Here is a 15,805-nt window from a genome sequence, read left to right as displayed (position 1 = left end):
GCGGGTAGATGTCAGGCGGCCCGCGTCCGAGCGCGATCGGCACCCGGGGACGCGGGAACATCGGTCGCCAGGGCCGACTGTCCGACGGGATCCGGGTCGGAGCCGAGGCTGCGGCTCGGGCTGTGAACGGGGCTGGGTGCCACGCTGGCCGCGGCCGGTGCGGGCGGGGGTTCGTGGCTGAGTTCGGCAATAAACCGGTCGATGTGGGCTTCGGTTACTCCGGGAACGCACACGATCCGCGCCCAGCCCGCATCGACCTGCAGTGACCAGCGTCGCCGCAGCAGGGCGGAGGGTGGCTGCAGCAGGACGGTCATCGAGCCCGGATGGCGCCAGCCCGGCCAGCTCAGTTCGTGCAGGCGGCGCAGGGTGTAGCCGGCGAGCGCGTCGCTGCGCCGGGCACGGCGGGCCAGACCATCGGTGCCGCATTCCTGCAGGGCGTGCCACAGCAGCACCGCGGCGTGCCCGGACCCGCACCCTGCCGCCTCGATGTCGTCGACGGCTGGGGCCCAGGCAGTGACGGGAATGGGGCCTGGTGCCGCGACCGGCGTGAGGGCCGGGCCGGCAGCGAGGTGCTGTGTTCGGTGCAGGGCCACGGCGCACGGCAGTGGCACCGGCAGGAACTGGTCACCGGCCACGACGATGCTGTCCGCGCCGGCGGCGAACCCGACCGGTGTTTGTGGCGCCGCCCGTGCGGCCAGCGCCAGACCTTCCAGCGGTGCGTCCACGTGGAGATGCGCCCGGATCGGCAGCCCGTCCACGGCGGCTCGGATCGCGGCGACGTCGTCGAGTGCGCCGGCCGCGGGGGTGCCGAGGGTGGCCACCGCGGCGACGGCTGATGGGCGCCGCTGCCGGATCTCCGCTGCCAGCTGGGCCGGGTTGAGGACACCACGTCGGTCCGTCGGGACGATGACGGTGTCGAGGCCGAGGATGTGTGCCGCCGCGGCCACATGGCCGTGGCTGGCCGTCGACCGATACAGCACCAACCCCGGTTCGGCCTGTCGTAGCGGCAGCAGCGTCCGGATCGTCGCGGCGGTCAGGCTGTCACAGAACGCGCCCTGCCACGCCGGTGACGGCGCCTGCAGTAGCTGGGCGATCTGCCGAACGACCTGGTCGGTGAACCAGCCGACCGTCGGGCCGGTGTCGGCGTCCTGCTCCGCCCGCAGCGCGTGACGCAGCAGCGGCACGATCAGGTTGGGGCGGTCCAGGTCGGTCGCGTACGGCTCACCGATCGCCGTCATTCGGCGGGTGTCCCGAGCGCCGAGCAGCGACGCCACCGGCCCGGGCAGCGGCTGGCGGCCGTTCACGCCGCCGTGTCCAGCTCGGCGATGCGCACACCGAGGGCGGCGCACAACATGACGAGATCGGGGTGTGCGTGCACATACGCGGCGTCGGCGGTGCGCATGGCAGCGGCCATCCCGGTGACCAGGTCGGCGCCGGCCGGCGTGCAGGACAGTACAACGGTCCGCCGGTCCGCCGTCGGCCGCTCGCGGGTGATGAACCCGCGCCGGCCCAGCTTGGCGAGGATGTCGCTCAAGGTCGCTTTCGCGACCGCGATCTGCCGACACATGTCCAGGACCCGAACCTGCGGCTGCGAGTGGATCAGCTGCAGCACCGCATAGTCCGGCAACGTCAGGCCCGAGCCGGCCAGGACCCCACGTTCAGCGTTGGCCCGGACCCGCCGTGCAAGGTGCCAGGCCGCCACTACCAACGGCACCGCGGCACCGCCGTCGCCCGTGTTCGTTGGTTCGGCGGTGGCGGTCATCGCCGGTGCCTGCCGCTCGGCCGGTTCAGCCGACGCATCAACGTGCGCCACCAGGCGGTCCGCACCCTCTGCCGATGCTGGCCCCTGCGGTGTTGATCGTTGCCTGTCGCATTGGACTGCGACGGTTGCGACGTAGGCGTCGCGGCAGTGGAGTCAGCGCTGTCCATGATCCCCCCGGCTTGATCGAGTCTCGGCTGCATCACCCAAGCCCCGGCACGCCGGCGACGGAGTGATCACCGTGATGAGCACGAATCTGACCCTGCCCGGAAGGCGCCCCTGCCCGGAACGTGTTTGGACGTGTGGAGGCGTGTGGTGGCACGACCGTGCTGCGACCTGCTGCGGTTGCTTCGTGATTCGCTGCGACACCGTCGCAGGCGGACGCGGTCGGCGCCGGGTGCGACGCGACGGGCTGCGATCGCAATGCGGCGAGCCCGGTCGTGCGACACGGCCGCAGGCCACCGTTCGCATACCGGATTGTTGGTGAACTGCCGCCAGCGCCAGTGCGACTCGACATCGCGCCGTCGCAACTGTGTCGCAGTGGCCGATCTCCAGCCATGTGAACCGGCGAGCCCGAGTCGCGGCTCTGGCGGTGTACCAAGGCCCGACGCAGTCCAGCTCCGGATACGCCGACCCGCCTCGCTGCGGCGCCGACGCACTGCAGTTGCCGTTCGCAACGGCCTCGGCGTATCGCACCGCGGATACGGTGGTGTCGCAGTCGCTGTCAGCGATCGCATACTGCGGTTTAGGGTCGCCCGTGCGGATCACGCTGGCGGACCTGCGGCGCGATGGACCGCTGCCGCTGCACGTTCACCAGTCCGTCAGTGACAACCACGAGGCGCTGCCGCATCTACCCTGCGACGCAGACACCGGATGCCGAGTCGTACTTACGCGAGGTCCGATGCGACTCCGCTGCGACGGACCGGGGCGCGGGGCAACTGCCCTACGGCCTTGTCGCAACGGAATCAACATGCCCTGGTTCCCGACCGGACTACGACGGACCGTTAGTCAGTCGAAAGCCGAGACGCCCCGGCTCCCGGCGCAGGGAGCGAGGGCGTCCGTAGCGGGTCAGCGCGTAACAGGCGTCCGTCGAGTCGACGGCACGAACGTCTTGTCGCAGCGGGCACAGTAGAACAGGCTCCGCCAATACTTGAGCCGCTGGTGGAATTGGGGCAATTTCGCCTGGTGCTGCCGCCGACCCACAACGGTCAGCATGACGGCGCCGGCAAGCATGCCGGCCAGCATCAGCAGCACCATGGCCACGCCGAGCACCATGGACGGGGTAAGGCCGCTGGGATCGTTGACGATCAGTCCGACGCTGCCGAGCAGCATTACCGCGAGGACCGCGGCAGCTGCTGCCGGGAGCATGTACCAGGCGGACAGGCGGGGCGGTGCGAGCCGCCGGGCCAGATGCGTCCGGGTCGTGGCCGTGCCGCGCGCGGTGAACCATTCACCGGTCAACGACTGCTGCTGCATCCGGACGGTCGTCTGCGTCGTGCTCGCAGCGTGCAGAGCGCTGACCTTCCCGACCTGGTCGAGGCTTCCGCACTGCGGACACCGCACGTCCAGGCGCGCCGGTCCAGCGGCCGGCTGCCCGGGCGGCGTCATCCGGCCGGCTGCCTGCGGTGCTGTTACACGTTCCATCTGGACCCCCGTTCCACCCCTGATATTGATCCATGTAGCTGGCAATGTCCACCGGCGACGTCAGTACCCCAACCACCGCCTACACGGACCGTTGCCATCAGTCGCCGGGAGTGTTCGCGGCGGGAGTCATCACCGAACGGGGCCGCCGGCGACGCGGCTTCACCACCGTTCGGTATTCCGCCTCGGAGATTGCGCCGTCCTGCAGCCATCTCGCGGCGACGTTGGCGGCGTACCGGACGGACCCCGCGAGCCGGTCAAGTTCAGCCGCCGATGGCAGCGCCTGACCTCGACGCCGCCGATCCTGCACGGTCGCCCACATGAGTGCGGCCTGGGTCTGCGGCTTTGTCGGCACTGCCACGTCATCCGAATCTCTCACGTCCTGGCCGGCCGAGCTGGCATCGCCCGCAGGAGCCACGGCTCCCAGACGTGACGGGACGAGATCCGCGGCGATGAGCGCGGTGAGCCCGACGTAGTCAGCGCCGTCGGCGAGCCGCTCGGCGATCTCGTCCAGGTCATACACCGCGACCGCGATGTCTGCGGTCGTCGGGTCGACCGCGGACCGGATCTTGCGGTGCAGGACCTTAGCGATCGCCTGCGTCCGCGCCTCCCGGCGCTTCTCCGCGCGGGCGGCGGCGAGCGAGGTGTAGAGCCCGAGCCGCTCGTCGGCCTTCGCCAGGTTCTTGGCCCGCAGCGTCAGCCACGGGTGCCGGATCCAATGCCCGACGACCTCGTACGCCGGGGTGGTCGGCGGCAGGTCACCGGTGGCCCGCAGCCGGTCGCGGCGCTGGTTCTCGGTGTGCATCAGCCACACCAGGTAGCCCAGCGCGGACATGCCGGCGAAGAACCCGGCGAGGAGCTTGTTGTCGTGCGCCAGCCAGTTGAACGCGACGGCGAAGCCGGCGATGGCCGCCGAGAGCACCCGCGACGCGGTCGCCCGCTCGCCGAGCCGGCGCCGCACGTCGGCATTGGCGAGCACGACGATGCCGCCGAGCTCCAGCGCGCCGACCGCCGGCACCGCCCAGAGCAGCGGGATACCGAGCGCCTCGACCGCGCCGGACACCTGCCCGGCGAGGGCGACTAGTAGCACCACGACATAGAAGAGCTGGCGCATTACCGAGGTCGCCTGCACCGCGCGGCGGACGGCAGCGTCAAGATCGCCAACAGTGAACAGCTGATCGGCCACCAGCTGCCCGGTTGCAGCGCCACCCGCCCGCAGCGCACCAGAAGGACCGGCGTTCTCCCAGCCAATCGGCATGGGGGTGGAACTCAGTCGGTTGCCGTTGATGCGTGGCGCTCCATCCACCGTGGTCACGAACGCGAGTGTTCCACGTTTTCTACTTTTTCCACAAATACTTTGCCGCGGTGACCGGCTGACCAGCAGCAACCTCGTTCCGGCTACGATGCGCGTACCGAAACGGAAGCGAGTTCGATGCCGCGGGAGACTGCCACCCCAGCCCAGCTCGAGCAGCGATTACAGGCGGGCGAATGGCTCCGCAGCGGCCAGGTTGCCAAGCTCTTCGGCATGTCCCGGTGGACCATCCTGTACTGGCTCAAAAACGGTGTACCGCTCGACGGCGACCGGTTCTACATCCGCTTCCGCGAGTCCCCGGGCGGATGGCGCACCTGCCACCCCGACGACGTACAGCGAGTGCTGACCGCACACCGCAGGGAACACATCGCACATTCTGCCGAGCCGAACGAACCGCCGACCTAGCCCAAGAGCACGCTGCACGCACAGAAGCCAGCCAGTCCCAAGTCCGGTCCATGCGACCTGCAAGGCCAGGCCCCCCGCAGCCGATGGCGGCGGCTGCAGCCGGGCGACCAGGCGCTGCTGGTTCTGGCCCACCTGCGCAACGGTGACACCTATGCCCGACTTGCCGACGGGTTCGCGATCGGCACCAGTACCGCGTGGCGCTACGTCCGAGAGGGCATCAGCCTGCTTACCGCCCAGGCAGACGACGTCCTCGCGGCCGCTCGCCGCGCGGCCCGGCTGGCCTACGCCATCCTTGACGGCACGCTGATCCCGATCGACCGTGTCGCGAACCAGCGCCCGTACTACTCGGGAAAACACAAGTGCCACGGCGTCAACGTGCAACTGCTTGCCGACCCCGCCGGCCGGCTCGTGTGGGCCTCACCAGCACTGCCCGGCGCGGTCCACGACCTGACCGCGGCCCGCATGCATGGCCTGGTCGACGCGCTCGCCGCCCACGGCGTGATGGTGCTGGCCGATAAGGGCTACCAGGGCGCCGGGGGCACGGTACGCACACCGTTCAAGCTTGGGGAGTAGCTGAAGCTCGGCGAGGTGCTGGTCGGAAAAGGCGTCGGCGCGGCGGGTCAGCCTGTTCGCAGTTCCCACTCGCGGTTGCCTTTGTGGCCCGCGACGACCGCAGACCTGCATGGTGACCCGGCGGCGGACCTCGGTCACCGTCGTGTTGCCGGCAAGGGGCGGATCGAGGGCAGGGAGTACACCATGGCTGACGGCGATGTAGCGGAGTTCTGCTTCAACGTCTGAGTGACGTCATGGAATGAGGGTGCGCGATCAGAGATACTGCTTGAGCCAGTCGGGAATGCTCGGATCGTCAACCCCCCACGACTCCACGACCGTCTCGTCCTCCTGCCAGGTGTTTTCGTTGCCATCGAAGAACTTCTGCCTGTGACACTTGTACTTGACGACGGTGTCACCTTCGAGCCGGTACTCGTTCCAGTAGTAGTTCTGCTTCCCGTGGCCGTTCCACTCCTGGGTTGTGTAGATCGTCGTCATGGAGGCGGAGTGTAGCTAAGACGGCAGTGAGACGCCGCTGCACCTTGGCCACGGTGTTGGATAACACGGCCCGCCGGGTCACCATCCAGGTCCGTGGCTCGGCGTGGCCGCAAGGGCAATCGCGACTGGACAGGGGCATGTGACTGTCCACCAGCGGCACTCGGTCATGCATGCCTCCATAAAAAGCGTTATGGAGGCATCACGGCGCTCCTGAGAGCAGATGTTCGCGGTGCCTGATGGCGTGGGAGGTACTCCGCCAACTGCATTACTCCGCCAAGCGCAGCCTCGAGCGTGTGGTGATCGCTGGACTGACCGGAGCGCTGGCCTTCAGGACCCGTCGATGAGCGGCGTCGGCGCGGTGATCGACAGAAGCCCACTGTACGTTGTGCTGTTCTCCGCGACTGACGCCGACGCAGAGATCTCCCCGATCGTTGCCGCGCAGGAGGGGGTCGACACGCCTGCGACGGTGCCGCACGGCTTCGATCGCTATGCCGCCTGAGCGTCCGCGGTGACAAGCTCGACTACAGATCCGGCCTCATCGGGTTCGCCACCCGTGACCGCCTGGTAGTGGACAACCCCGCGCGCCGCCGATGTCAGCACCATCCACACGCCGGATGCCCCGGTGAGCAGCGTCAGCGACGCCGCCCGTTCGGCGGCGAGCCACAGTGATCGCGGTGCTCGCGGTTGCTGGCGCAGAGGGTGGCGGCGACGGGCAGGCAGACCGGCCGGTCGAGGATTGGTAGTCGGACGATGACGCCGAGAGACTCACACCGCAAGATGTCGGTGGGCCGGGCATCATTGGGATCTCGCCGCCCCAGCCCATGCTCGACCTGCGCCGCAGTGAAACGCCATGATTCGTCCCGAAGGCCGAGTCAGCCGACCGGCGTCCTGGCGCCGATGCTCGCCTGGGCCTGTGGAGACGGCACGGCATTACTCCGATCTCGTCCAGTGGGTTGATCGGGGAGTAGCACCGCACCTACTACACTCACGGACCTGGTCACTTACAGTGTGTCTCCGCCGAGAAGGGTGCTCTGCTGATGCAGGAGGGTCGTTGGACGACGGTCACCCCCTCGCAGTTCACCCATGAACGGGAGGCTCTGGCCCACGTCCAGCAGCTCCTGCCGGACGCGGAGCCCTACCGGGCCTGGTCGAACTTCACGTTCACGGCCGACACCGGACACGTATACGAGGTTGATCTTCTCGTCGCCGCGCCGAGCGGGCTCTACCTGATCGAGATCAAGAGTCTCCGTGGCCGGTTGACCAACAGCGGCTCCAACTGGCTGCTCGGCGGTGGTGAGGGCACCCGCACCTTCGACAACCCGCTGCACCTCGCCGACGCCAAGGCCAAGCGCCTGCGTTCGCTCCTGGACAAGGCCGCCGGCAACAACGTCAAGGTGCCGTTCATCCAGGCCGCGGTGTTCCTGTCCGTGCCGAGCCTGCAGATCGCCCTCTCCGACAACCAGCTGCATTGGGTGTACGGGCCGGCGGGTCCGACCCAGCACCAACTGCCGGACATCGGCTCTGGCCTGTTGCTGCGTCCGCCGATGGACGAGTACCGGCGGGTCACGCCGACCATGTCCAAGGCACTGCCTGAGCTGCTCAAGAAGGTCGGTATCGCCCGCAGCCGCAAGCACTACCAGATCGGCGCGTGGCAGCTCGCCGCGAAGCCGATCGACCAGGGCCCGACCTGGCAGGACCACCTCGCCCGGCACAACCAGCTCGACAAGGAACACCGGCGGATCCGGATCTACCTGGTCGAGCGCAACGCCGTGCAGTCGGAACGGGCCAGCATCGACCGGGCCGCGAAACGGGAGATGCTCGCGCTGCACGGCATCAACCATCCCGGCATCGTGCAGGTCGACGCACTCGAACAGCACGAGGCGGGCCCGGCGCTGGTGTTCCGCTACGACCCGCGGTCCCTGCGGCTGGACCACTACATGGCGCAGTACGGCGCCAAGCTCGACGTCGCGGCCCGGGTCGGCATGGTGCGCCAGCTCAGCGAGGCACTGGCCTACGCTCACGGCCGTCACCTGCATCACCGTGCCCTGTCTGCGCGTAGCGTGCTGGTCACGCCTGGGCCACGGCGGCGCGGCACAGAGGAAGAGGCGTGGCTGCGCCCGCAGTTGCAGATCAGCGACTGGCAGACCGCGAGCCGCAGCACCGACTCCAACGCCGGCTCGTCCGCGCCCAACCCGCTGCTGGTCTCCCCCACCGCGCACGTCAACGCTCACATCGAGCAGTCCGCGCAGGGGTACCTCGCGCCGGAGCTCGCGGCGCCGGAGGCTGATCCGGTGGCGCTGGACGTCTTCGGGCTCGGCACGGTGGCGTACCTGCTGCTGGCGGGGAAGCCACCTGCGGCCACCCGAGCGGAGCTGCTGGCCAGGCTCGCCAGCGACAACGGCCTGCGCCCTTCGGCGGACGCCGACTCGGTCTCGGAGTTCATGGACGAGGTGGTCCAGGCCGCCACGGCGCCGCAGCCGGCGCAGCGCCTGGCCACGGTCGCGGAGTTCCTCGAGATGCTGGAACTCGTCGAGGACGAGCTGACCGCACCCGAGGCACCGGCCGTCTCAGTGTCGGTCCATCCACCGGTCGAGCCGGCCTACGAGGCCGACCTGCTCGAAGCGCGCGGCGGCGACGTGTTCGGCGAGTGGCGGATCGAGCGACGCCTGGGGACCGGTTCGACGAGCCGGGCGTTCCTGGCCCGTAACCTCGGCTCGACCGCCGAGACGTTGGTGGTCTTGAAGGTGGCGCTGTCCGACGAGAAGGCCACCCGGCTGGACCACGAGGCGGCGGTGCTGCGCGGGCTGGTCGACTCCCGCATCATCCGCCTGGCCCGCCAGGAGCCGGTCCCGCTCGGGCGGCGCACCGTGCTCGTGCTGGAGCATGCCGGGGACCTCACCGTCGCCCGCAAACTCCGCGAGGACGGCCGGCTCACCGTCGATGAGCTGGAGACGTTCAGCGACTACCTGTTCGGCGCGGTCGACTTCCTCGACGGCGAGGGTGTCTACCACCGTGACATCAAGCCGGACAACATCGCGATCCGGGTCCGGCCCAACCGCACCCGCCAGCTCGTCCTGTTCGACTTCTCGCTCGCCGCCACCGACGTCAAGCAGACCACTGCGGGTACACCCCGCTATCTGGACCCGTTCATCGGTACGGTGCACCGCCCGGTGTACGACGCGCACGCGGAACGCTACGCGGTCGCGGTCACCCTCCACGAGATGGCCTCGGGCGAACTACCGGTGTGGGGCGACGGCGTCACCGAGCCGCAGTTCACCGAAGGCCCGGTCACCCTGGCCAGCGAGGCGTTCGACCCGGCGATCCGGGACGGATTGGTCGAGTTCTTCAACCGCGCGCTGGACCGAGACGCCAAGCGACGGTTCGAGACGCTGAAGGAGATGCGCGACGCCTGGCTGCAGGTGTTCCGCAAAGCCGACGCTGCCGTCCCGGTCGGCTCAGCCCACCCGGAGACCGACGACACCGCGGACCTCGAGATCCTGGCCAGCACCCGGGACGCGGCTGCGGCCGCCGCCACCCGGGCGACGTCGCTGGAAGCGGCCGGTCTCAGCCCACGGGCGATCTCGGCCGCGCACCGGCTCGACGCCACGACGGTCGGGCAACTGCTCGGCCTCGCCGGCAAGGTCCTGTTCAACCTTCCCGGCATGGGTGCCAAGACCCGGCAGGAACTGCAGCGGCGGATCAAGGAATGGCGGACCCGGCTCGGCGAGCAGGAACCGACGCCGCAGGACTCCACCGAACGCAAGGCCGCCAAGCACGAGGTCACCGCCGGCGGTGCGACCGAGGTCCAGCTCGCCCGGGTCGGGCTCGACACGATCGCCGCGCTGCTGCTTCCGCCGGTACCGAAAACTGGAAAACCCACGACGGAGGCCGAAGCGATCCGGCTGCTGCTGGGCCTCCCGGACACCGTGGGAGTGTTGCCGGCGCTGCCGGCGTGGCCGCAACAACCGCTGGTCGCCAAGCATGTGCAGGTCACGCCCGGCCGGATCGCCCAGATCCTGATCAAACAGCGGAAGCGTTGGCTCGCCGAACCGGTGGTCACCGACGTACGTGCCGAACTGCTCGGCATCCTCACCGACAACGGCCGCGTCATGGGCGTCACCGAGCTGACAGCCGTGCTGCTGAGCCGCCGCGGATCGGCCCGTACCGGCGACGAGCTGCGGCTCGCACTGGCCGCCGCAGCGGTTCGCGGTGCTGTCGAGATCGACACGATCGTCGACGAGCCTCGCCTGAAGACCCGCCGGCACGGTGACACCCTGCTCGTCGCGCTGGAGGTCGGCGCCGACGAGAGCCCCGACACCCCGTCCGCGCCGGCCCTGCTCGACTACGCCGACGCACTCGGCACCGTCGCCGACCGGCTGGCCGGCCTCGAGGTGCTGCCCAGCCCCGCCACCGTGCTGCGAGAACTCGCAGCCGTCACACCACCGGCCGGCGCCGCGCCGGACGAGCGGCGCCTCGTCCAGCTCGCCGCGGTGGCGTCCAAGGACGCCGCGGCGAGCCCACGCCTGGAGATCTACTCCAAGACCCTCGACCCGGTCCGCGCACTGCGGCTGGCACAGGCCGGTGTCGTGCCGCCACCCCTCAACGACCTGCCCGTCGGGCTGAAACCGGCGCAGATCCAGCAGCGGGTGTCGGCCCGGTTCCCGGACCTGCCACCCCTTCCACCGCACCCGAAGCTCGACACGCTGCTCGCGGACGCCGGCTTCCAGCTCCAGTGGCGCGACGGGCAGTACGTGCCGCCACGCTCCGCCGCCTCCTCGTCCGCGTCCCTGGTCAACCGGCGCCACTCGACACGCCTCACCGGCGCGCACTGGACCGTCGTGGACTCCCCCGAACTCGCCGCGGCCCTGCGCACCGAGGAACGGCTCCACGGCACCCGCGACAGCGTGTTCCGCGCGCTCACCGTCCGGTTCGACCGCGCGGACGCCGCGCAACGCGACCTGACCGGCCGATTCGGCGCCCGCCCGGTCAACGTGGCAGCGCTGTTCATCACCTCGCTGCGGGAACTCGTCACCGCGAAACCGAAGCCCACCTGGGAGACCGTGCTGCGCGCCGACACAGCCCCGCCGGGTTCACGCGACGCCATCAAACTCTCCGAGTACGTGAAAAGCGCCTGGACCGCCGTCCGGCCGCACCTCTTCGAACAACTCAGCCCGGACCAGCCTCTCCTGCTCCACGACGCCGCGCCGCTGGCCCGGTACGGCGCGATGGACCTCCTGCACGAGCTGACCACGCGGGTCGAAGCCGGCGCCGGAGCGGTCTGGCTGCTCTGCCCGGTCGAAGACCCGGGTGCCCTGCCCCGCCTCGACGGCACCGTCGTCCCGGTCGCCGACAACCAGTGGATCCCCCTGCCCGACGCCTGGGTGGCCAACGAACACCGAAGTGGAGCACGCGCCTCGTGATCGACCGTCAACTGCTGCTCGCCGACCTCAAGAAGCAGGTCAAGCTCCTGGAGACCGACCTGCGGGAGCAGGTGACGGCCGTGCCTGAAGTCTTCGAGCGCCTCGATACCGAGTACAAGCGGGCTTTCAAGCTAGGCCGGACCGCGGCGACTTGGGGGGCGTGGCGGGACGAGCGAGTCACTCAGGCTGCCGCCGCGTGGATCCTCGGCACGGTGTTCGTCCGGTTCTGCGAGGACAACGGTCTGCTGGAGCAGGCATACCTGGCCGGGCCGACGGTCGAGCGGATGACCCATGCCGAGGAGGCGCAGGAGGACTTCTTCCGCCTCAAGCCCGCCGAGACCGACCGGGGCTGGATCCAGGAGGCGTTCGACGCAATCGGCTCCACCCAGGCCGGACGGCTGCTGTTCGACAAGCGCCACAACGCGGCGTACCAGATCCCGGTGTCGGCGGACGCAGCGAAGGCTCTGATCGGCTTCTGGCGTCGGCGGGGCGAAGACGGCGTGCTGATCCACGACTTTATTGACCCAGAGTGGGACACTCGGTTCCTTGGCGACCTGTACCAGGACTTGTCGGAGAGCGCCCGGAAGACGTATGCGCTGCTGCAGACCCCGGAGTTCGTCGAGGAGTTCATCCTCGACCTGACACTCACGCCAGCGATCGAGGACTTCGGCTACGACGTCGTCAAGATAATTGACCCCACGTGTGGGTCCGGCCACTTCGTGCTGGAGGCCTTCGATCGGTTATCGAAGGAATGGGAACGTTCAGGCAAGGATCCGCATGAACGTTCGAAGCTGGCGCTCGATGCAGTGCACGGCGTGGACATCAACCCGTTTGCCGTCGCCGTAGCTAGGTTTCGACTCCTCATCGCCGCGCTCAAAGTCGCCGACTTCCGCACGCTCACAGCCGCCTCGGGGTACGACTTTCCAATCCATATCGCGATCGGCGATGCGCTCATCAAACATCGACAGCGGACTCTTTTCGACGGTGAAGACGACGAACTGGTGGGGTTCCAATACGCCACCGAAGACCTCGATGACCACCCCGAGGTGCTAGTCGCAGGTCGATATCACGTGGTGGTCGGTAACCCGCCTTACATCACCGTCAAGGACAAGAACCTTAACGATCTGTACCGCGATATCTACTCGAAGGTCTGCGTCGGCAAGTACGCACTCTCCATGCCATTCGCGCAACGGTTCTTCGAATTAGCGCGCGGCGCCGAGTCGGACGGCAGAAACGCGGGATACGTCGGCCAGATCACTGCTAACTCCTTCATGAAACGGGAGTTCGGCAAAAAACTGATCGAAAATTATTTCGCCAGCGAAGTTGACCTTACTCATGTCATCGACACGTCAGGCGCGTATATCCCCGGGCACGGCACTCCCACAGTCATCTTGATTGGCCGCCAGCGTCGACAGCATCGCGCGCCGACGGTACGAACCGTCATGGGCATCCAAGGGGAACCGAGCGCTCCCGATGATGCAGCAAGGGGACATGTATGGCGCTCCATTGTTACGCAATTCAATAATCCTGGTCGCGAGGATGCATGGGTCTCCGTTGCGGATACCCAACGCGCCCAGCTTGCCAAGTTTCCATGGAGCCTAAGTGGCGGCGGGTCAGTCGACACGAAGGGCGCAATCGAGACTGGCGGCTCAGGATCAATACTTCGATCAATACTTCGCGAAAACGTGGGGCCTGCGAGCTTTCCGGGACTAAACGACGCATTCGAAATGCCCCCTCACTGGCACAGAAGGAATGGAACTACATCCGAAACTGGGCGCCGATTCGTTACCGGCGAGGACATTCGTGACTGGCAGGCAAACTCAACCCTTGTAGGCCTCGCTCCATATTCATCAGCGCAGGAGCTGATCGAACCGGATACAAGTTCTGGCTGGGGTCGACATTTGTGGAGCCTCAGGCGTAGCCTTCAATCTCTAACCGGGTTCAATCGAGCAACCCGACTTGAATCAGGTGAACCCTGGTGGAGCTGGTATCGCTGGATCCCCTCAAGATACCAAGTAGCGATTCGCCTCGTGATGTCTGATGTGGCAACACATAATCATTTTGCCACCATTGGCCCAGATGCGGTCGTTAATCAACACGCCCCAGTTGCTATCCTAGCGACTGAAAGTAACGAGATCGACTATCCGCAGCTACTTGGGGTGCTCAACAGCTCCACCGCGTGCTTCTGGCTCAAACAGGTGAGCCACAACAAAGGGCGCCCTGGCGCCGAGCAGGCAGGCGCCGATGAGCCCTGGGAGCATCGATACGAGTTCTCCGGGACCAAGCTGCAGGAGTTTCCGCTGCCTCCGGCGTACCCGACCAAAATTGCAACGCGACTGGACGAATTAACTCATTGCCTGGCGGCCGTGAACCCCTCGGTGGTGGCGTCAGCCGCCGTTCCAACCCACAGCCGGCTCGCGGAGGCGGCGGCCGAATGGCATTCAACCCGGTCGCGGATGATCGCACTCCAGGAGGAGTTAGACTGGCAGGTTTATGCACTTTACAACCTGCTCGATGACCTGACCGCGCCGGCCGATTCGATACCGGAGCTACACGCGGGAGAGCGAGCGTTCGAAATAGTCCTCGCTCGACGGATTGAGCGCGGGGAGATCGAGACCACTTGGTTCGAACATCACAACCACCGCTTCGCAATGAATACCAAAATCCCGTCTCACTGGCCCGCCGACTACCGCACGATCGTAGAGCGCCGCATCGCCGTGATCGAGTCGAATAGGAGTATCGGATTAATCGAACGGCCCGAGTGTAAGCGCCGGTGGTCGACTGACGGCTGGGACGCCATGCAGTGCAAGGCCCTGCGGAGCTGGCTTCTCGACCGGTGCGAGGCCCGTGAGCTGTGGTTCCACTCGGTCGATGGGATCGAGCAGCCGCGTCCATTGACTGCGAGCCAGCTAGCCGACGAACTGCGTCGTGACGCAGACGTGCTCGCTGTCGCCGAGTTGTACGCGCCGGGCAAGGATTTCACGAAGGTAATCGCCGAGCTAGTTGCCGACGAGCATGTGCCCTACCTGGCCACGTTGCGTTACAAGGACAGCGGTCTGGACAATCGCGCCGAGTGGGAGGCGGTCTGGGAGCTGCAGCGCGCCGAGGACGCCGCCTCGGACGAGCCTGCGAAGAAGAAGATCCGGGACACGATCCCGGTGCCGCCGAAGTACGGCTCGGGTGACTTCCTGAAAAACAGTTATTGGCGCAATCGGGGCAAGCTGGACGTACCGAAGGAGCGGTTCGTCTCCTATCCGTTGGCCAGTCCGGATGGTGATCCTTCGCTGCTGCTCGGCTGGGCGGGCTGGGATCACTGTGAGCAGGCCCAGGCCCTCGCGACCCTGATCGTGGAGCGGGAGCAGGCCGAGGGGTGGTCCGCGGATCGGTTGACGCCGTTGTTGGCCGGTCTGCGTGAGGTGCTCCCGTGGGTGCGGCAGTGGCACGGCGACTTCGACCCGCTCTATGGCGGGTCCCCCGCTGAGCTCTACGAAGGGTTCCTGTCCGAGGTCACGGGCCGGCTGCACGTCACCGACCAGGCAATGACCGGCTGGCGTCCGCCGAAGGCCGCCCGTGGCCGGCCGGCGAGTGCCACGTGATCGCCCTCGGGCAGGCTGTTGCCGTCGTGGCCTCGAATCGCGTACCGCGGAGGGAGGCAGGATGAATGCGGAGGCCCGCTGGTGCGGGCATGCCAGCGCAGGTGACGTTGGACGACCTTGTCGCGATGGCTGCGGCTGACGAGAACCACCGCTATGAGCTCAGCCGTGAGGGAGTGCTGTCTGTCATTCCGCCCGCGGATCCTGACAGCGCTGCTCGTGTCGCGGACGTTCTCCTGGTTCCTCGCCATCGGTTACGGCCCCGGAGCAGGTGTTCACGGATTGCGGTATCGACGTCGGCGGCGGCCGCGTGCCGGATCTCATCGTTTGGGCGAAGGGTTGGCCGCCGCGTTCGGTGCGGTCGAGCTATGCAGCCATGGCCGGTTGCTCCTTGTCGTCGAGGTCGTGTCCACAGATTCCGAGGTGGTCGACCGGATCATCAAGAAGGCGGGGTACGCCGAGGCCGGTATCTCGCGCTACTGGTTCGTCAAGTGTGACGGCGGCACCGCGCACCGGCGCGCGCTCCACCCGGAAACCGGCGAGTACGAGCCCGGCCCGGGTGGCGATCAGCCGCTCTCCTGGCTGTTGACGGCAGTCCCTGACCTGTTGTGATCTTCTCGATACGATG

9 protein-coding genes and 1 pseudogene are annotated in these 15,805 nt (G+C 67.7%); 5 read left to right on the top strand and 5 right to left on the bottom strand.

What is annotated here, in order from left to right:
* Positions 1–11: 11 nt before the first annotated feature.
* The 4 genes from AB0H83_RS29605 to AB0H83_RS29590 all read right to left on the bottom strand — a co-directional run bounded on the left by AB0H83_RS29605 (position 12) and on the right by AB0H83_RS29590 (position 4,787).
* On the bottom strand, positions 12–1,304 hold the full coding sequence (locus AB0H83_RS29605; RefSeq protein ID WP_360100202.1) for a pyridoxal-dependent decarboxylase: 1,293 nt from the start codon (positions 1,302–1,304) through the stop codon (positions 12–14).
* The gene (locus AB0H83_RS29600) at positions 1,301–1,813 is read right to left on the bottom strand and encodes a MarR family transcriptional regulator (protein WP_360100199.1); all 513 of its coding nucleotides are present in this window, start codon (positions 1,811–1,813) and stop codon (positions 1,301–1,303) included. Before AB0H83_RS29600 ends, AB0H83_RS29605 begins: the two co-directional genes overlap by 4 nt.
* A gap of 1,014 nt (positions 1,814–2,827) precedes the next feature.
* On the bottom strand, positions 2,828–3,235 hold the full coding sequence (locus AB0H83_RS29595) for a hypothetical protein (RefSeq protein ID WP_360100196.1): 408 nt from the start codon (positions 3,233–3,235) through the stop codon (positions 2,828–2,830).
* 265 nt (positions 3,236–3,500) lie between these two features.
* Positions 3,501–4,787, bottom strand: a complete 1,287-nt coding sequence (locus AB0H83_RS29590) for a hypothetical protein (RefSeq protein ID WP_360100193.1) — start codon at positions 4,785–4,787, stop codon at positions 3,501–3,503.
* A gap of 405 nt (positions 4,788–5,192) precedes the next feature.
* On the opposite strand from AB0H83_RS29590, the pseudogene AB0H83_RS29585 reads away from it, so the two are divergent.
* A pseudogene (locus tag AB0H83_RS29585) lies at positions 5,193–5,678 on the top strand (transposase family protein); the annotation flags it as partial.
* A gap of 264 nt (positions 5,679–5,942) precedes the next feature.
* On the opposite strand, the gene AB0H83_RS29580 reads toward AB0H83_RS29585, so the two are convergent.
* Positions 5,943–6,164 carry a hypothetical protein gene (locus AB0H83_RS29580; protein WP_360100190.1) on the bottom strand — a complete coding sequence of 74 codons (222 nt, stop codon included), beginning with the start codon at positions 6,162–6,164 and terminating at the stop codon, positions 5,943–5,945.
* A 340-nt stretch (positions 6,165–6,504) separates the two neighbouring features.
* On the opposite strand from AB0H83_RS29580, the gene AB0H83_RS29575 reads away from it, so the two are divergent.
* From AB0H83_RS29575 to AB0H83_RS29560, 4 genes are all read left to right on the top strand, one after another.
* Complete coding sequence (locus AB0H83_RS29575) at positions 6,505–6,663, top strand: hypothetical protein (protein ID WP_360100187.1); 159 nt, start codon at positions 6,505–6,507, stop codon at positions 6,661–6,663.
* Positions 6,664–7,201: 538 nt separating this feature from the next.
* Positions 7,202–11,584, top strand: a complete 4,383-nt coding sequence (pglW, locus tag AB0H83_RS29570; RefSeq protein WP_360100184.1) for a BREX system serine/threonine kinase PglW — start codon at positions 7,202–7,204, stop codon at positions 11,582–11,584.
* Positions 11,581–15,180 carry a BREX-2 system adenine-specific DNA-methyltransferase PglX gene (gene pglX / locus AB0H83_RS29565; protein ID WP_360100181.1) on the top strand — a complete coding sequence of 1,200 codons (3,600 nt, stop codon included), beginning with the start codon at positions 11,581–11,583 and terminating at the stop codon, positions 15,178–15,180. Before pglW ends, pglX begins: the two co-directional genes overlap by 4 nt.
* 324 nt (positions 15,181–15,504) lie before the next feature.
* Positions 15,505–15,789, top strand: a complete 285-nt coding sequence (locus tag AB0H83_RS29560) for a Uma2 family endonuclease (RefSeq protein ID WP_360100178.1) — start codon at positions 15,505–15,507, stop codon at positions 15,787–15,789.
* Positions 15,790–15,805: the final 16 nt, after the last annotated feature.

It is taken from the genome of Dactylosporangium sp. NPDC050688 (assembly GCF_040654515.1).
Lineage (GTDB): Bacteria > Actinomycetota > Actinomycetes > Mycobacteriales > Micromonosporaceae > Dactylosporangium.
This window is presented reverse-complemented; position numbering and strand designations above follow the sequence as displayed.